The organism is Methylobacterium sp. yr668 (genome assembly GCF_900116245.1).
Lineage (GTDB): Bacteria > Pseudomonadota > Alphaproteobacteria > Rhizobiales > Beijerinckiaceae > Methylobacterium.
In genome coordinates this window covers 184645-201721 of sequence record NZ_FOZY01000001.1, presented here as the reverse complement: position 1 = coordinate 201721, position 17077 = coordinate 184645, and the positions used below count along the sequence as shown (strand labels likewise).

Below are 17077 nucleotides of genomic sequence, written 5' to 3'. Positions count from 1 at the left end.
GCCCGCGGGCTCAGCGCATGACGAAGGGGTTCTCCGGGGCGTCGCGGCTCGTGGAGATCCAGACGCTCTTGGTCTCCAGGTACTCGCGGATCGACTCGATGCCGCTCTCGCGGCCGATGCCCGAGCGCTTCATGCCGCCGAACGGCATCATGTAGCTCACCGCCCGGTAAGTGTTCACCCAGACGGTGCCGGCCCGCAGACCCTTCGACATGCGCATCGCGCGGCCGATATCCTGGGTCCAGACACCCGCCGCGAGCCCGTAGATCACGTCGTTGCCGACCCTCAGCGCCTCGGCCTCGTCCTCGAAGCCGATGATCGACAGCACCGGGCCGAACACCTCCTCCTGGGCGATGCGCATGTCGTTGGTGACGCCCGTGAAGATCGTCGGCTCGACGAACTGGCCGCCGAGCACGCCGGGTCCGGAGGCGGGGTTGCCGCCGAAGACGCAGCGCGCGCCCTCGCTCTTGGCGAGCGCGATGTAGTCGAGCACCTTCGTGTACTGGGGCGGCGTCGTGATCGGCCCGATATTGGTGTCGGCCTGCATCGGGTCGCCGAGCTTGGCGGTGCGGGCCAGCTCGATCAGGCGCTCGGTGAATTCCTGGCGGATGCTGTTCTGCACCAGCAGGCGCGAGCCGGCGATGCAGGTCTGCCCGGTGGCCGCGAAGATGCCCGAGATCGCCCCCGCGGCGGCGGCCTTCAGGTCGGCATCGGCGAAGACGATGTTGGGCGATTTCCCGCCTAGCTCCAGGGAGACGCGCTTGATCTGCCGGGCGGCGGCCTCGTAGACTTTCGCGCCGGTGACGTCCGAGCCCGTGAAGGTGATCTTGGCGACGTCGGGATGCTCGACGATGGCGGTGCCGGCCTCGCCGCCGTAGCCGGTGACGACGTTGAACATGCCGTCGGGCAGCCCGGCCTCCTTGGTCAGGCGGGCGAATTCCAGCGTGCTCGCGGAGGCGAACTCGGACGGCTTCACCACGACCGCGCAGCCCGCCGCGAGCGCGGGCGCGCATTTCCAGGCGACGAACAGGAGCGGCGAGTTCCACGCCGTCAGCGCCCCGACCACGCCTACGGGCTCGTGCCGGGTGAACGCGAAGGTCTCGGGCTTGTCGATCGGCACCTGCGCGCCCTCGACCTTGTCGGCGAGCCCCGCGTAGTACCACCACCATTCCGGCTGGTAGCGGGTCTGGCCGTACATCTCGGCGAAGAGCTTGCCGTTGTCGCGGACCTCGATCTCGGCCAGCGCCTTGGCCTCGCGCTCGACGAGATCGCCGATCCGGCGCAGGACCTTGCCGCGGGCCGAGGCCGTCATGATCGCCCAGGGTCCGTCCCACATGGCGCGCTTGGCCGCGGCTACCGCCCGGTCGACGTCGGCGCGCCCAGCGCGCGGGATCCGCGCCCAGGGCTCGCCGCGATAGGGGTCGATGGACTCGAACCACGAGCCCTCGACCGGATCGACGGACTGGCCGTCGATGTAGAGCTGGTAGGTCTTCACGGCGCGCCTCTCCGTCCGGGGATGCGCGCCATATGGATCCGGAGCCCGCTCGCGGCGAGCCCGACGGCTCAGGCGTTGGCGCTGAGGCGCTTGATGTCGGCGTCGACCATCTCGGTGATCAGCGCCTCGAGGCTGGTCTCGGCCTCCCAGCCGAACGTCGCCTTGGCCTTGGCGGGGTTGCCCAGCAGCACCTCGACCTCCGCCGGCCGGAACAGCGCCGGGTCGACGATCAGGTGGTCGTCCACCTTCAGGCCGACATGCTTGAACGCGATCTCGCACATGTCCCGCACGGTCGTGGTCCGGCCGGTGGCGATCACGTAATCGTCCGGGCGGTCCTGCTGCAGCATCAGCCACATCGCCTGCACGTAGTCCCGGGCGTGGCCCCAGTCGCGCTTGGCGTCGATGTTGCCCAACCGCAGCTCCTTCTGCTTCCCGAGCTTGATCCGCGCCACCGCGTCGGTGACCTTGCGGGTGACGAACTCGACGCCGCGCAGCGGGCTCTCGTGGTTGAACAGGATGCCGTTCGACGCGTGCAGCCCGAAGCTCTCGCGGTAGTTGATGGTCATCCAGTGCGCGTACAGCTTGGCCACGCCGTAGGGCGAACGCGGGTAGAACGGCGTCGACTCGCTCTGCTTGGCCTCCTGGATCAGGCCGAACATCTCCGAGGTCGAGGCCTGGTAGTAGCGCGCCTGGGGCGCCGCCGAGCGCAGGCATTCCAGCATGTGCACCGCGCCGAGGCCGGTCACCTGCCCGGTGAGCAGCGGCTGCTGCCAGGACGAGGTCACGAACGACTGGGCGGCGAGGTTGTAGATCTCGTCGGGCTTCGTGGCCTGGACGATGCGCAGCAGGGCGGACTGGTCGAGCAGGTTGCCGTCGACCAGCTCGACGTCGTCGGTGATGCCGAGCCACTTCAACCGGTGGTCGAAGACTCCGGCGTGGCTGGAGCGCCGCACGATGCCGGTGACGGCGTAGCCCTTCTGCAGGAGCAGCTGCGCCAGATACGCGCCGTCCTGGCCCGTCACACCCGTGATCAGCGCTCGCTTGGCCGTCATGAACCCGTCCCGTCCCGAAGATGCCCGGCTGCTACGACCGCAACGGGCCGCGCGTCAAGGCGATGTGTCGACATCAGTATTGCGCCAAGCAAGCGGAGCCGGAGCGGCACATCGCCAGACTAGCGTCGCAACTCGACAGCCATCTGCAATGGTCATGCGACCCCAGTGCGGCACGGCTAAGGTCGCGCGAGCCAGTCCGCCACGCCGTCGAGCGAGCGGAATTCCTCGACGGCGTGGACGCGCGCCGCCGGGAGGGCGGCCCGGGCCATGGTGGCGAGGGCGTGGCCCGGCCCGAGCTCGAGGACGCGGTCCGCGCCGTACTCGCGGCACGCCTCCAGGCAGGCGGCCCAGTCGATCGTGCGCGAGATCTGGAGGGCCAGCTTCCCGCGACCCTCGGCATCCCGAAACACCGTGCTCCCGTCCAGCCCGCTGAGCAGCCGGGGCGCTCCGGGCGGCGGGCGGCGCGGCGGCACCGCGGCGAGCGCGTCCCGGAATGCGACCGTCGCGGCGTCGAGCAGGGGCGTGTGCGACGGCGTGTGAACGGGCAGGACCACGGCGCGCTGCGCGCCCGCGCCGGTCGCCTCCCGGCACAGCACCTCCAGCGCCGCGCGCGGACCGCCGACGACGCCGCTGTCGGCCGCGTTGCGGATGGCGAGGTGACAGCCGTGGCGCGCCGCGAGATCCGCGAGCCTGTCGAGGCTCAGGCCGCGGACGCCCGCCAGCCCGAACCCCGCGCCGGAGGCGGCATCCATGGCCTCCGCGCGCCGCGCGGCCAGGGCGAGGACGTCCGCAGGATCGAGGCGTCCGGCCACGCCCCAGGCGGCGAGATCGCCGATGCTGTACCCGGCCACGATCGACCGGTCCGGCACCGCCCCGACCAGGGCCCGCCACGCCGCCAGGGCGGCGACGCAGCACAGGATCTGGCCGGTCCGATTGGCGGTCAGGGTGTCGCCGCCGGCGCGCGCCAGGTCGCGCGGGTCGGCGCCGTCGAGGAGCGGTCTGGCGGCCGCGAACACGTCCTGGGCGGCTGGATGATCGGCCGTCAGGTCGAACATCGCCGGGTGCTGGCCGCCCTGGCCGGAGAGGAGGATCGCGAGGGTCATGCCGGGGGCGCGCCCCTCAGGCCCGCGACCGGCCGCAGGACCAGCCGGTCCAGGCTCTTGGCGAGCACCGAGCCGTCCTCCGGCGCGTCGCGCAGCTCGCGCCAGTGCAGGTCGGCGCCGTCCGGCAACTGGATCTCGCCGTCGATGCCCATCGGCGCCGTCTCCGCCGCGGCGGCGATGCCGTCGAGAAGGTTGACCGGCACCGGTGGTGGGCACGGCCAGAGCAGGTCGAGATCGGAGCTGGCGCTCAGGTAGGTTAGGCCGGTGACCGCCTGCCAGAGCAGGCTGCCGAAGGGGCGCGGCACGAGGCCGTGCCGCCGGCCGAGCGCCGTCAGGGCGTCGAGGCTCGGGCCCCAGGCCGCCGGCGCGCGAGTGGCGGCCTGGGCGAGGGTCACCACCGGTGCGGGCGCCAGCGCCGATGCCGGCAGCGCTAGCCCGATCCGCCGCTTGCCGTCCGCGGGCGGCAGCGGCAGGCCGAGCGGCACCGCGTCGCCGGTCTCTCCGGGGACGCGGCGGCGGACGATCAGCGGCCGGCCCGCAGCGGCCCAGCCGTCGAGATGGGGGACGGCGCCGAGGTCGGGCCGGTCCGCGCGCCACGCCGCCCAGGCCGCCGGATCGACCCGGACGAGGTCGTGGCGTCGGAACGGCTCAGCCAAGACGGGCTTGGTCGGCCACGGCCGCCGCGACGGTGCGGGCGACCGGGCGACCGCCTCGCTCGGCGCCCAGCCGGTCGCGGATATCCTCCGCCGGCAGGGTATCGATCACCGCGCGGATCTGGCCCTCCAGGGACAGGTCCGGGTTTAGAACCACGTGGACGGCGCCGGTCGCCACCATGTTGTCGAGGCCGGGCGCGAAGACGGGCGTCGACTTCGCCATGTCCTTCAGCGTGTCGAGCGGCAGCTTGGTCACCCGGGCGACGGACGGCAGGTCCATCACGCTCGGGTTCGCCCCGGGCAGGGCCGCGAGGACCCGCGTCGCGAGGGCCGTGGCGATGAAGGCGCCGGCGGCCGAGTGGCCATAGATCAACCCGATCGTCGGATGGCCCGCCCGGTCCGCGAGGAGCAGCGCCTTGGCGAGATGCGCGAGGCACTCGTTGAGACCCAGCAACTCGTCGCGGCGGCTCATGCGCTGGCTGTCGGAATCCACCGCCACGAGGATCGGCGCGCGGTCGCCAACCCGGACGGCGTCGAGCACGGCGCGCGACAGGACCAGCGCCCCGTCGACGCCCAGGGGCGTGTCGCCGTCGACGCCGACCACGTGCATCCGGCCGTCCGCGAAGGGGCCGGTCCCGGTCACGAGGCCGTCGCGCACCGCCACCGCGTGTCCTCGCGGGAACAGGGAGGCGAGGATCTCAGCGAGCGTCATGGTCGGCCTCCGGGCTCCGGGCCACGGTCTCGTCGAAGGCGGGCGTGTCCATCGCCGGCACCGCGTCGGGATCGTTCACGCCGAGGCGCGCCCAGACCTCGGTGGCGTCGCGGCAATCGCCGAATCGCTCGATCCGGGCCTTCAGGCGCGCCTGCTCGGCGTCCAGGGTCGCCAGATCGAAGGCCGGCGCTCGGCCGACGAGGTCGCGGGCGGCCGCGCGGAAGGCCGCGACCGTGTCGGCGCAGAAGGCGTCGGCGCCCCCGATCAGACGACGGTGCTTGCCACCCATGGTCCGCCAGACCAGAGCGCGGTCGCGGGAATCGAACTCCTCGGCGCCCTTGTTGGTCTCGATCACCTCGGGGCCGGAGACCGAGATGCGCCCGCTCTCCGACACGGCGAGCCGCGAGCAGGTGCCGGCGATGAGGCCGCCGCCGCCGTAGCAGCCGGCCCGCCCGCCGATCAGCCCGACGACCGGGATGCCGGCCGCGCGGACGTCGACGATGGCCCGCATGGTCTCGGCGATGGCCGTCTCGCCGGCATTGGCCTCCTGAAGGCGGACGCCGCCGGTGTCGAACAAGATAAGGACCGCCTTCGGCTTCAGCTCCAGGGCCGCGCGGAGCAGGCCGACCAGCTTGCCGCCGTGCACCTCGCCGAAGGCGCCGCCCATGAAGCGGCCCTCCTGGGCGGCGACCAGGACCGGGTCGCCGTCGAGGCGCGCGCTCCCGACCACGATACCGTCGTCGAAGGCGCGGGGCAGGTCGAAGAGCGGCAGGTGCGGGCTCATCCGCCGCTCGGTTGGCGGCAGGAACTCGCGGAAGCTTCCCGGATCGGTGAGCGCCAGCACGCGCTGGCGGGCGGTGGCCTCGTACCAGCTCAGGGCGTCCGGATCGAAGCGCGCGGCGCGGTCGGCAGCCATGGTCAGGCCTCCATCAGCCGCGCGCCCTGGAGCAGGCGCAGCGACACGGTGTCGGGGCGAGCGCCGCCGTCGTTGATGCTGATGCGGAGGCCGCCCGGCTGCGCCCGGGCAACGAAATCGGCCACCACCGCCTCCCAGACGTCGCCGTAGCCGGCGATCGGGGTCTCGATGGCCACCTCGCAGGCATCCGGCGGCAGCACCCGCTCCAGCAGGATCTCCAGGTTGCCGGAGGCGACGACGCCGGTGATCGCACTCGGCGCCGAGCCGGCCAGCGGCTTCCTGGTGGTGTGGCGGAAGGTCAGGGATTCCATCGCCGGCTCCTCGGGTGCGGATACGTCATCGCGCGACGCTACCAGTTCCGGAAGCGGGCGGGCGGCTCGTAGAGCCCGCCGGACCAGTGCACGAGATCCTTGATCGACTTCGCGGCGAGCAGTGCGCGGTCGGCGTCGAGCGGCTCGATGCCCAGATCCTCCGGGCGTCGGATGACGCCCCGGGCGCGCAGCTGCTCGACCTTCGCCCGGTCTCGACCGCGACCGACCTCGGTGTAGCCGGCCACGCCCCGGATCGCCTGCTCGCGCTCGTCGGCGTCGCGGCAGAGCAGGAGGTTGGCGATGCCTTCCTCGGTGACGATGTGAGTGACGTCGTCCGCATAGATCATGACCGGCGCCAGCTCGAGGCCGATCTTTTTGGCCAGTTCGAGGGCGTCGAGCTTCTCCACGAAGGTCGGCACCAGCTTGTCGCCGAAGGTCTCGACGAGCTGCACGACGAGCTTGCGCCCGCGCATCAGTGCCGGATCGCCGACGATCTGGCCCTCGCGGCCGGCCTTCATCCAGGCGTCGGAGGGGTGGCGTCGTCCGTGCGGGTCCGACCCCATGTTGGGCGCCCCGCCGAAGCCCGCCACCCGCGACTGGGTGATGGTCGAGGAATGGCCCATCAGGTCGATCTGCAGGGTCGCGCCGATGAACATGTCGCAGGCGTAGAGGCCGGCGGTCTGGCAGAAGGCCCGGTTCGAGCGCAGGCTCCCGTCGGCGCCGGTGAAGAAGACGTCCGGCCGCTCGCGGATGTAGCGGTCCATCCCGACCTCGGAGCCGAAGCAGTGAACCTGCTTGACCCATCCGGACTCGATCGCCGGGATCAGGGTCGGGTGCGGATTCAGCGCCCAGTGCGTGGCGATCTTGCCCTTGAGGCCGAGCTTCTCGCCGTAGGTCGGCAGCAGCAGCTCGATCGCGGCCGTGCCGAACCCGATGCCGTGGTTGAGCCGCTTGATGCCGTACTCCGCGTAGATGCCCTTGATCGCCATCATGGCGATCAGGATCTGCGTCTCGGTCATCGCCGCCGGGTCGCGGGTGAAGAGCGGCTCCACGTAGAAGGGCCTGTCGGCCTCGACCACGAAGTCGATCCGGTCGCCCGGGATGTCGACTCGCGGGACCGCGTCGACGATCTCGTTGACCTGCGCGACCACGACGCCGTTCTTGAAGGCGGTCGCCTCCACGACGGTCGGCGTGTCCTCGGTGTTCGGCCCCGTATACAGGTTGCCGTTCCGGTCGGCCGAGACGCCGGCGATCAGCGCCACGTTGGGCGTCAGGTCGACGAAGTAGCGGGCGAACAGCTCCAGGTAGGTGTGCACCGCCCCGAGCTCGATCTGGCCGCCGTAGAGCATCTTGGCGATGCGGGCGCCCTGCGGGCCCGAATACGAGTAGTCGAGCCGCTTCGCGATCCCGGTCTCGAACACGTCGAGGTGCTCGGGCAGCACGATTCCCGACTGGACCATGTGCAGGTCGTGGACCTTCCCGGGATCGCAGGCGCTCAGGCCGCGGGCGAGGCAGTCGGCCTGCTTCTGGTTGTCGCCCTCGAGGCAGACACGGTCGCCGGGCCGCAGGATGGCCTCCAGGAGGTCGACCACGGCTCCGGCCGGCACGACCTTGCCGTCCGCATGGGCGCGCCCCGCCGCGATCCGCGCGTCGCGCGCCTGCCTCTCACCGCGCCACTCGCCCATCCGCGTGCTCCCACCGGTGTACCGAACGTCATATAGCGGGCGCTCTGGTATTCTCAAACCCTTCTCTATCACAGTTTCGTATACGGGATTGCGCACCTGTCAATATCTTGCATACTTTCACCAACGGCCCCCGAGGCCGATCCGGGAGGGCAACGCGCTATGTCGCACGCGTCCATACGGCCGTCGGATGCGGCCGGAAGAGCCGCTTCCTGGAAGGGGCAACGCCGATGATCGTCCTCGGTGTCGCCCTGCTCGCCGCCTGCACGCTGGTCGGCGTGTATCTCGGCGATCTCCTCGGCCTGGCCCTCGGCGTGAAGGCCAATGTCGGCGGCGTCGGCATCGCCATGATCCTGCTCATCGCCGCGCGCCTGTGGCTGTCCCGCCGGGGCCGCCTGACGAAGGGCGTTCAGTTCGGCGTCGAGTTCTGGGCGGGGATGTACATCCCGATCGTGGTCGCCATGGCGGCCCAGCAGAACGTCGTCGCCGCCGTGAGCGGCGGCCCGATCGTGCTGATCGCCGCGACCGGCTCCCTGGTCCTGTGCTTCGGCGCGGTCGCCCTGCTGAGCCGGATCGGCCGGCGCGATCCCGGCGGCGGCCCCGTCGAGCACGGCGGATCCGTGATCGACGGCGACGCCGACCCCATCGCCAGGAAGGGATGATCGCCATGGGACCCGACATCTGGCACGGCATCGAGCACGTCTTCGTCGAGCAGAGCCTCGTGGCCGCCTTCGCGGTGGTCGGCGCGCTGATCCTGGTCTCGAACTTCGCCGCCAAGCACCTGACCAACGGCCGGGTCCACGGCTCCGCGATCGCGATCGTGCTCGGTCTGGTGCTCGCCTATGTCGGCGGGCTCTACACGGGCGGGAAGAAGGGCCTCGCCGACATCCCGGCGCTCGCCGGGATCGGCCTCATGGGCGGGGCGATGCTGCGCGACTTCGCCATCGTCGCCACCGCCTTCGAGGTGGACGTGATCGAGGCGCGGCGCGCGGGCCTGCTGGGTGTCCTGGCGCTGGCGCTGGGCACGATCCTGCCGTTCATCGTCGGCACCCTGACCGCCGTGGCTTTCGGCTATCACGACGCGGTCTCGATCACGACGATCGGCGCCGGGGCGATCACCTACATCGTCGGGCCCGTCACCGGCGCGGCGATCGGCGCGGATTCCACCGTGATGGCGCTGTCCATCGCCACCGGAGTGACCAAGGCGGTGATGGTGATGGTCGGAACGCCCCTGGTCGCCCGGCTGATCGGCCTCGACAACCCGCGCTCGGCCATGGCGTATGGCGGCCTGATGGGTACGGTCAGCGGAGTCGCCGGGGGCCTCGCGGCGACGGATCCGAAGCTCGTCCCCTACGGCGCACTGACGGCGACGTTCCACACCGGCATCGGTTGCCTCGTCGGACCGTCGATCCTGTTCCTGACGGTGCGGGCCCTGGTCGGCTGACGCGTCGGCTCACCGGCTTCCCGGCCGAACAGCGGATCCGCACGCGCGGATTAGGGTATGGTCCCGCATCGTCTTCCCGAGGACGGGCAGGCGCCGCTCAGGGGACGATCGAGGAACGGCGGATGCACGGCGACTTCCAGAAGATCGACAGCGGGCTGCTCTCGGACCGGATCCGCGACGCGCTCACCGACGCCATCGCGTCGGGGACGATCGCGGCCGGTACGGCCCTCGACGAGCAGAACCTCGCCGATCGCTACGGCGCATCGCGCACGCCCGTCCGTGAGGCGCTGCGCCAGCTCGCGGCCTCGGGCCTCGTGGAGATCCGGCCCCGGCGGGGCGTGGTGGTGGCGCGCCTGACGCCGCAGCGGATCGCCGACATGTTCGAGACGACCGCCGAGATCGAGGCGATGTGCGCCCGGCTGGCCACCTACCGGATGACGCCCCTCGAGCGCGGGGAGCTGATGGAGCTCCACGAGGAATCCGCCAAGGCGGTCGAGGCGGGCGACGTCGACGCCTACGACCGATTCAACCGCGCCTTCCACGAGGCACTCTACACGGCGACGCACAACGGCTTCATGGCCGAGCAGGCCCTGGCGATCCGCGAGCGGCTGGCCGCGTTCCGGCGCACGCAGCTCCGCCACGCCGACCGGATCCGCCGCTCGCGGGAGGAGCACGGCGAGATCCTGTCGGCCATCGCAGAGGGGGACGGCGAGACGGCCGCCCGTCGCATGCGCGCCCACATGCTCAGGGCCGCGGCGGCGCTGGGGCGCTACATCGCCGAGACGGAGTGACGGGCCGGCGCGGGTTCAGAGCCGCGCGACGGCGTCGCGCACCGTGGACCGGTAGGGCGTCGTCGGCCTGCCGATCAGCGCGCTCAGCTGACGCGTGTCGTCGTTGAGGGCGCCGCGGGCCGCGGCCGCGTCCGAGTCGGCGAGCAGCGCCGCGAAGTCCGCCGGCATCCCGGCGCCGACCAGCGCCGCGCGGTATTCGGCCTGCGGCAGATCGCGGTACGTGACCGGCTTGCCGGCGGCCGCAGCGATCGCCGCGGCGAACTCGGTCAGCGTGTAGGCCTCGTCGCCCGCCAGCTCGTAGACGCGGCCGCCCTGCCCGTCGCCGGTGAGAACCGCCGCCGCCGCCGCGGCGTAATCCGCCCGCGCCGCCGAAGCGATCCGCGCGTCGCCCGCGCAGCCGAGGACGGCCCCATGGGCGAGCGCCGGCGCGATGCCGGCGGCGTAGTTCTCCGTGTACCAGCCGTTGCGCAACACCACGAACGGCACGCCGGAGGCTTCGAGCAGATGCTCGGTCCGACGATGCTCCTCGGCCAGGGCGAGGGCCGACGTGTCGGCGCGCAAAACACTCGTGTAAGCGATCAGGCCGGCACCGACCCGCTTGGCGCTGTCGATGACGTTGCGATGCTGCGCCACGCGCCGGCCGATCTCGCTGGACGAGATCAGCAGGAGACGCTGGATGCCCTCGAGCGCCGCGTCCAGGCTCGTCGGGTCCGCGTAGTCGGCCCGTCGGACCGCGACGCCGAGGCTTCGCAGGCTCCGTGCAGCCTCGCCCTCGGTGTCGCGCGCGCCGGCCATCACCGCGCTGGCCGGTACGCGATGCAGAAGCGCCGCGACGACTTGGCGGCCGAGTTGGCCCGTGGCGCCGGTCACGAAGTAGGTCGGCTGACTGGTCGAGCTCAAGCTGGCTCCTCATGGTTCAATATCGGAGCAAGGTCACTAGATGAGACCGTCAGCGCGGTGAAGGAGGCAGGATTTTGGGACCAGGTTACTCGAAGGAAACCGCGGTGCCGCTCGCCCGCGCCGAGCTGGCGGCCAAGTACGCGGCCTGGCAGGCCGGCACCCTCGATCCGGCGGCGTGCCCGGTGCGGGACGTGCTGGATCGGGTCGGCGACAAGTGGTCGATGCTGCTCCTCATCGCCCTGGCCGACGGGCCGCACCGGTTCAGCGCCCTCCTCCGGACGCTGCCCGACATCTCGAAGCGGATGCTGACGCAGACGCTCCGGGACCTGGAGCGGGACGGTTTCGTCGCGCGGACGGTGTTCCCGACGAAGCCGCCCAGCGTCGAGTACCGGCTCACGGATCTCGGGGCCGCCTTGCTCGAGCCGCTGGCGCGCCTCGTGCAATGGGCGGAGGAGCGTCACGGCGCGATCCGGGCGGCGCGGACCCGGTTCGACGCAGCGCCCCTCTAGGAGCGTCGCGCGCGGCCTGCCACGGCTTCTTGGGGACGTCGGACCTCGCGCTGTCCGCCCGCGCGAAGAGGGTCAGGCCCGCGGCGCCGATCCGCCGAGGGCGTCGGCGAGCCGCCCGATATGCTCGGCCGCCCGGCCGATCCCGAACGCCGCCCGCTCGGCATCGTCGACCCGCCCACGCTCGGCGGTCTCGGCGGCAGCGCGCAGCTCCGCGACGCTGCTCTCCAGCGACGCGATCCGCGACCGCAGCTCCGCGAGTTCGTCGGCGATGGTCAGCGCCGCCATGACCTGCAGGCGCATGTCGCCGATCTCGCCGAAGCTCTTGCGCATCTCGCCGATGCGCCCGTCGAGGAGGGCAGCGAGACCGGTGAGATGCGCCTCCTCACCCTCGCCGCAGGCCATGCGGTAGCTGCGGCCGTCGATGGTCACGTTGATCTGCGGCAAGGATCGCTCCGGTGGTCGCTCCGACAGGCTTGAGCGGTGGCGTCAGGCGCGTCCGAGCACATCCTGAACGGTCTCGATGGCCCGGTCGAGCCGGTGGCCGACCTCCCCGGTCGTCGCCGAGACCGTGGCGAGGCGGGCGCTCGCCGCGTCCAGGGCGGCGGCGAGCCGGGCCCGGTCCTCGTCCATCAGGGCGAGTTCCGCGTCCCGGTCGTCGGGCTGCGCGTCGGTCTCGAGGTGATGCTGGACGACGGCGTCGAGGCGGTTGATCGCCGCTTCGAGCCGGTTGAGGGCGTCGTCGATGGAACGGGTCTCGGTCTCGTCGGCCATGGTTCTTCGTCTATCCCGACGCGAAGCTTTCCGTCGAATGCAGGCGAAATTCCAGCGCGAAAACGCGTTCGATCCCCGATCCGGTCGCTGATCGAATGGATCGTCGCGATCCCTGTTTATTGGTCGGTGGATCGAAGGTCTTTGTCACAGCCACGCGTTTGACAGGTCGAGGCTCCATGCTAGACAGCCGCGCGATCCCGAGAGGGACCGCGCGAGACATGCCGGAGGGCCGGTCCGCGACAGTTCCGAGGCCTCAGCCAGCACCGTCCGAATTGACGGTCACGGGCGTGGAAGCCCGGCCTCTCCCGGTCCGGTTCATCGCAGGTTCAAACCCGCCCGCCCAGATCCCGCCCGGCCCGGCCCGGACGGTATGGCGGGCCGCCGAGACCGCTCCGCGGACCGCCCCCCTGAGGTCCGGCGCGGCGAGCCGCATCAGGAAGGAGTCACGCCGTGACGAAGGTTGCCATCAACGGGTTCGGGCGCATCGGCCGCAACGTCCTGCGCGCGATCGCGGAAGCCGGCCGCAGCGACATCGAGGTCGTGGCGATCAACGATCTCGGCCCGGTGGAGACCAACGCCCACCTGCTCCGCTACGATTCCGTGCACGGCCGCTTCCCCGGCGAGGTCGCGGTCGACGGCGAGTTCCTCGTGGTCAACGGCAAGCGCATCAAGGTCACGGCCGTGCGCAACCCGGCCGAGCTGCCGCACCGCGACCTCGGCGTCGACATCGCCCTGGAATGCACCGGCATCTTCACCTCGAAGGACAAGGCGAAGGCCCATCTCGACGCCGGCGCCAAGCGCGTTCTCGTCTCGGCCCCGGCCGACGGCGCCGACCTGACGGTGGTCTACGGCGTCAATCACGACAAGCTCACGGGCGAGCACCACGTGGTGTCGAACGCCTCCTGCACCACGAACTGCCTCGCCCCGGTGGCGAAGGTGCTGGACGAGGCCGTCGGCATCGAGCGCGGCTTCATGACCACGATCCACTCCTACACCAACGACCAGCCCTCGCTGGACCAGATGCACAAGGATCTGTACCGGGCCCGCGCCGCGGCGCTCTCGATGATCCCGACCTCGACCGGCGCGGCCAAGGCCGTCGGCCTCGTGCTCCCGGAGCTCAAGGGCAAGCTCGACGGCACCGCGATCCGCGTGCCGACCCCGAACGTCTCGGCGGTCGACCTCGTGTTCACGGCCAAGCGCGCGACCACGGTCCAGGAGATCAACGACGCCATCAAGGCGGCCGCCTCCGGCCCACTCAAGGGCGTCCTCGGCGTCACCGACCGGCCGAACGTCTCGATCGACTTCAACCACGATCCGCACTCGTCGACCTTCCACCTCGACCAGACCAAGGTCATGGACGGCGTGCTGGTGCGCATCCTGACCTGGTACGACAACGAGTGGGGCTTCTCGAACCGCATGGCCGACACGGCCGTGGCGATGGCCAAGCTCATCTGAGCCGGACTTCAGCGGTCGCCGCCTCCCTTGAGGCCGGCGGCCGCACCTCTCTTCGGACGGCCTTTCTTCGAACCAGGGACTCTCCAGGGATGACCGACGCTTCGCAGGGCACGTCGAGCGGGCCGGCTGCCGTGCCGCCCGCCCCCAGGCCGGCTCCGCCGCCGCCCACCACCCAGACCGCACCACCTCCCGTGGCGACCGCCGCGCCCGCCGCCTCCGCGCTCCCGTCCCACGCGCTCCCGGCCAACCAGCTCTTCGATCAGCTCGCGCGCATCGAGGACAAGTGCTCGCGCATCGAGGACAAGTACGCCCGCTCCGAGGCGCTGCTGTCCCGCGTCGAGGACAAGGTCGAGAACGCGGCGAACCGGATGAACGAGTCCGCCCGCCAGTCCGACCTCGCCGCGCTCCGCACGGAGATGCGCGGCCTCGCCGAGCGCACCCGGCGCCTGCCCGGGACCGGCGCCCTCGTCCTCACCGCCGTGATCACCGCCATCCTGACCGTGGTCCTGATGGTCGCCGTCCAGCGGCTCAACCTCGACCGCCTGCTGCCGCAGCGGGCCACCATCGGCACCACCGCGCAGTAACCGCCCCGCCCCGAACAGGACCGCACCAGACCGCATGAGCGCCTTCCGCACCCTCGACGATGCCGGCTCCCTCAAGGGCAAGCGGGTCCTCATGCGCGTCGACCTGAACGTGCCCATGGAGAACGGGCGGGTGACCGACGCGACCCGCATCGAGCGTGTCGCGCCGACGATCCGCGAGGTCGCCGAGCAGGGTGCCAAGGTGATCCTGCTCGCCCATTTCGGCCGCCCGAAGGGCAAGCGCGAGCCGAAGGATTCGCTGGAGCCGGTGGTCCCCGCCCTCGGCGCGGCCCTCGGGCGCAGCGTCGCGTTCGCGGCGGACTGCGTCGGCGACGCGGCCGCGCAGGCGGTGGCGGCCCTGAAGGACGGCGATGTCCTCCTGCTCGAGAACACCCGCTACCACGCGGGCGAGGAGAAGAACGACGCGGCCTTCGCGGACGCCCTGGCGGCGAACGGCGACGTCTACGTCAACGAGGCCTTCTCGGCGGCTCACCGCGCGCACGCCTCCACCGAGGGTCTGGCGCACCGGCTGCCGGCCTACGCGGGCCGCGAGATGCAGGCCGAACTCGACGCGCTGACCAAGGGCCTGGAATCGCCCCAGCGCCCGGTGATCGCGCTGGTCGGCGGTGCCAAGGTCTCCTCAAAGATCGACCTCCTCGAGAACCTCGTCGCCAAGGTCGACATGCTGGTGATCGGCGGCGGCATGGCCAACACCTTCCTGCACGCGCAGGGCAAGGCGGTGGGCAAGTCCCTCTGCGAGAAGGATCTCGCAGAGACCGCCACGCGCATCCTGGCGGCGGCCGAGAAGGCCGGCTGCCGGATCATCCTGCCGGTCGATGCCGTCGCCGCGACCGAATTCAAGGCGCAGGCCCCGCACGAGACCGTGCCGGTCGATGCCGTGCCGGACGCGAGCATGATCCTCGACGCCGGTCCGCGCTCGGTCGCCGAGATCAACGCCGCCATCGACGGGGCAAAGACCCTGGTGTGGAACGGGCCGCTGGGCGCCTTCGAGCTCGCCCCGTTCGACGCCGCGACCGTGGCCGCCGCCAAGCACGCGGCGTCCCGGACCGAGGCCGGCCAGCTCGTCTCGGTGGCGGGCGGCGGCGACACGGTGGCCGCACTCAACCACGCCGGCGTGGCGCAGGACTTCACCTACGTCTCGACCGCCGGCGGTGCCTTCCTCGAGTGGCTGGAAGGCAAGGCCCTCCCGGGCGTCGAGGCGCTGCGGGCGAAGGGCTGAGACGGCCGCCTTGCTCTCCTCCCCCTTCGACCGAGCCCTATCTACGGTACCGGCCTCCATCGGCTGGGGGGCCGAGTCGATCGGTGACGACGTGGCGAACGCGACCTTCGAGATCCTGAAGGGCATCCGGGCGCGTGGCGATGCCGGCTATGGCGGGCGGCTTCGACGCGCGTGTCAGCGCGATCGCGGAGGCCGTCGTAGCCCTGGAGAACCGGTCCGGGTGCCGATCATCCGCCGAAAGAATGCCCTGCGCCGCGTCGGAGATTGACCGAAAGCAAGGCACTCGGCAGAGCGACACGATACAGCTCAGCTGAGGGCCTGACGGCAACTCCAGCGATCGGGCGGACGACGAAACGGGAAACGGGAAGACACGCACGATGGCACGCATCACCCTCCGGCAGCTCCTCGATCACGCCGCTGAGTACGAGTACGGCGTGCCCGCCTTCAACCTGAACAACATGGAGCAGGGGCTCGCCATCATGGCGGCCGCCGACGCCACCGACTCGCCGGTGATCCTCCAGGCGAGCCGCGGCGCCCGCGCGTACGCCAACGACGTCGTGCTCGCGAAGCTGATCGACGGCCTCGTCGAGATCTACCCGCACATCCCGGTCTGCATGCATCTCGACCACGGCAACAACGAAGCCACCTGCGCCACCGCCATTCAGTACGGCTTCACCTCGGTGATGATGGACGGCTCGCTGAAGGCCGACGGCAAGACCCCGGCCGATTACAACTACAACGTCGAGATCACCCGCAACGTCACCAAGATGGCCCATTGGGCCGGCGTCTCGGTCGAGGGCGAGCTGGGCGTGCTCGGCTCGCTGGAGAGCGGCCAGGGCGAGGCCGAGGACGGCCACGGCGCCGAGGGCACCCTCAGCCACGACCAGCTCCTGACCGACCCGGACGAGGCGGTGAAGTTCGTCGAGGCGACCAAGGTGGACGCGCTGGCGGTCGCCATGGGCACGAGCCACGGCGCCTACAAGTTCACCCGCAAGCCCGACGGCGAGGTGCTGGCGATGAACGTGATCGAGGAGATTCACCGCCGCCTGCCGACGACCCACCTCGTCATGCACGGTTCCTCCTCGGTGCCGCAGGACCTACAGGACATCATCAACCAGTACGGCGGCCAGATGAAGCCGACCTGGGGCGTCCCGGTCGAGGAGATCCAGCGCGGCATCAAGCACGGTGTGCGCAAGATCAACATCGACACCGATAACCGCATGGCGATGACCGGCCAGATCCGGAAGGTGCTCACCGAGAACCCCTCCGAGTTCGATCCGCGCAAGTACCTGAAGCCCGCCATGGAGGCGATGACGAAGCTCTGCAAGCAGCGCTTCGAGGAGTTCAACACCGCCGGGAAAGGCTCGAAGCTCCGCCCGATCTCCGTCGCCGAGATGGCCAAGCGCTACGCCAGCGGCGCCCTCGACCCGAAGATCGGCCCGCAGTAGGGCGCGGATTGTCGGCC

19 protein-coding genes are annotated in these 17077 nt (G+C 71.1%); 8 read left to right on the top strand and 11 right to left on the bottom strand.

The features are described from left to right. Positions 1-10 precede the first annotated feature (10 nt). The 8 genes from BM419_RS01015 to mdcA all read right to left on the bottom strand — a co-directional run bounded on the left by BM419_RS01015 (position 11) and on the right by mdcA (position 7924). Complete coding sequence (locus BM419_RS01015; protein ID WP_020091544.1) at positions 11-1492, bottom strand: aldehyde dehydrogenase; 1482 nt, start codon at positions 1490-1492, stop codon at positions 11-13. 68 nt (positions 1493-1560) lie between these two features. Continuing rightward, complete coding sequence (gmd, locus tag BM419_RS01010; protein WP_020091543.1) at positions 1561-2544, bottom strand: GDP-mannose 4,6-dehydratase; 984 nt, start codon at positions 2542-2544, stop codon at positions 1561-1563. Positions 2545-2720: 176 nt separating this feature from the next. Then, complete coding sequence (locus tag BM419_RS01005; protein WP_091924419.1) at positions 2721-3647, bottom strand: acyltransferase domain-containing protein; 927 nt, start codon at positions 3645-3647, stop codon at positions 2721-2723. After that, positions 3644-4303, bottom strand: a complete 660-nt coding sequence (mdcG, locus tag BM419_RS01000; RefSeq protein ID WP_020091541.1) for a malonate decarboxylase holo-[acyl-carrier-protein] synthase — start codon at positions 4301-4303, stop codon at positions 3644-3646. The genes BM419_RS01005 and mdcG overlap by 4 nt, the downstream gene beginning before the upstream one ends. Then, positions 4296-5012, bottom strand: coding sequence for a biotin-independent malonate decarboxylase subunit gamma (gene mdcE, locus BM419_RS00995; protein ID WP_020091540.1), 717 nt, complete (start codon positions 5010-5012; stop codon positions 4296-4298). Before mdcE ends, mdcG begins: the two co-directional genes overlap by 8 nt. Next, entirely contained in the window at positions 4999-5928 is a 930-nt protein-coding gene (locus BM419_RS00990) for a biotin-independent malonate decarboxylase subunit beta (protein WP_020091539.1), read from the bottom strand. The genes mdcE and BM419_RS00990 overlap by 14 nt, the downstream gene beginning before the upstream one ends. 2 nt (positions 5929-5930) lie before the next feature. After that, positions 5931-6239: a malonate decarboxylase acyl carrier protein gene (gene mdcC / locus BM419_RS00985; RefSeq protein WP_042671880.1), complete on the bottom strand. Its 309-nt coding sequence runs from the start codon at positions 6237-6239 to the stop codon at positions 5931-5933. Between the two features lie 38 nt (positions 6240-6277). Next, positions 6278-7924, bottom strand: coding sequence for a malonate decarboxylase subunit alpha (gene mdcA, locus BM419_RS00980; RefSeq protein WP_091924416.1), 1647 nt, complete (start codon positions 7922-7924; stop codon positions 6278-6280). Between the two features lie 227 nt (positions 7925-8151). Here mdcA and madL point away from each other — a divergent pair, with 227 nt between their 5' ends. The 3 genes from madL (at position 8152) to BM419_RS00965 (ending at position 10156) form a co-directional block, all read left to right on the top strand. Beyond that, a complete protein-coding gene (madL, locus tag BM419_RS00975) occupies positions 8152-8583 on the top strand; it encodes a malonate transporter subunit MadL (RefSeq protein WP_042671878.1) in 432 nt (143 codons plus the stop codon). Positions 8584-8600: 17 nt separating this feature from the next. After that, on the top strand, positions 8601-9365 hold the full coding sequence (madM, locus tag BM419_RS00970; protein ID WP_026604683.1) for a malonate transporter subunit MadM: 765 nt from the start codon (positions 8601-8603) through the stop codon (positions 9363-9365). 122 nt (positions 9366-9487) lie between these two features. Beyond that, positions 9488-10156 carry a GntR family transcriptional regulator gene (locus tag BM419_RS00965; protein WP_020091534.1) on the top strand — a complete coding sequence of 223 codons (669 nt, stop codon included), beginning with the start codon at positions 9488-9490 and terminating at the stop codon, positions 10154-10156. A 15-nt stretch (positions 10157-10171) separates the two neighbouring features. Here BM419_RS00965 and BM419_RS00960 read toward each other — a convergent pair whose 3' ends face one another. After that, a complete protein-coding gene (locus BM419_RS00960) occupies positions 10172-11056 on the bottom strand; it encodes an NmrA family NAD(P)-binding protein (RefSeq protein ID WP_020091533.1) in 885 nt (294 codons plus the stop codon). Positions 11057-11130: 74 nt separating this feature from the next. On the opposite strand from BM419_RS00960, the gene BM419_RS00955 reads away from it, so the two are divergent. Continuing rightward, positions 11131-11565, top strand: a complete 435-nt coding sequence (locus BM419_RS00955) for a winged helix-turn-helix transcriptional regulator (RefSeq protein WP_026604682.1) — start codon at positions 11131-11133, stop codon at positions 11563-11565. A 72-nt stretch (positions 11566-11637) separates the two neighbouring features. Here BM419_RS00955 and BM419_RS00950 read toward each other — a convergent pair whose 3' ends face one another. Together BM419_RS00950 and BM419_RS00945 are read right to left on the bottom strand one after the other, a co-directional pair. Further along, complete coding sequence (locus BM419_RS00950; RefSeq protein ID WP_020091531.1) at positions 11638-12009, bottom strand: cell division protein ZapA; 372 nt, start codon at positions 12007-12009, stop codon at positions 11638-11640. A gap of 42 nt (positions 12010-12051) precedes the next feature. Continuing rightward, the gene (locus BM419_RS00945) at positions 12052-12336 is read right to left on the bottom strand and encodes a DUF4164 family protein (protein WP_020091530.1); all 285 of its coding nucleotides are present in this window, start codon (positions 12334-12336) and stop codon (positions 12052-12054) included. A 450-nt stretch (positions 12337-12786) separates the two neighbouring features. On the opposite strand from BM419_RS00945, the gene gap reads away from it, so the two are divergent. The 4 genes from gap (at position 12787) to fba (ending at position 17060) form a co-directional block, all read left to right on the top strand. After that, positions 12787-13791, top strand: coding sequence for a type I glyceraldehyde-3-phosphate dehydrogenase (gap, locus tag BM419_RS00940; protein WP_012317185.1), 1005 nt, complete (start codon positions 12787-12789; stop codon positions 13789-13791). A gap of 89 nt (positions 13792-13880) precedes the next feature. Then, entirely contained in the window at positions 13881-14375 is a 495-nt protein-coding gene (locus tag BM419_RS00935; RefSeq protein ID WP_026604681.1) for a hypothetical protein, read from the top strand. A 34-nt stretch (positions 14376-14409) separates the two neighbouring features. Continuing rightward, on the top strand, positions 14410-15612 hold the full coding sequence (locus BM419_RS00930) for a phosphoglycerate kinase (RefSeq protein WP_020091528.1): 1203 nt from the start codon (positions 14410-14412) through the stop codon (positions 15610-15612). 377 nt (positions 15613-15989) lie between these two features. Further along, positions 15990-17060, top strand: coding sequence for a class II fructose-bisphosphate aldolase (fba, locus tag BM419_RS00925; protein ID WP_020091526.1), 1071 nt, complete (start codon positions 15990-15992; stop codon positions 17058-17060). The last annotated feature ends 17 nt before the right edge of the window (positions 17061-17077 follow it).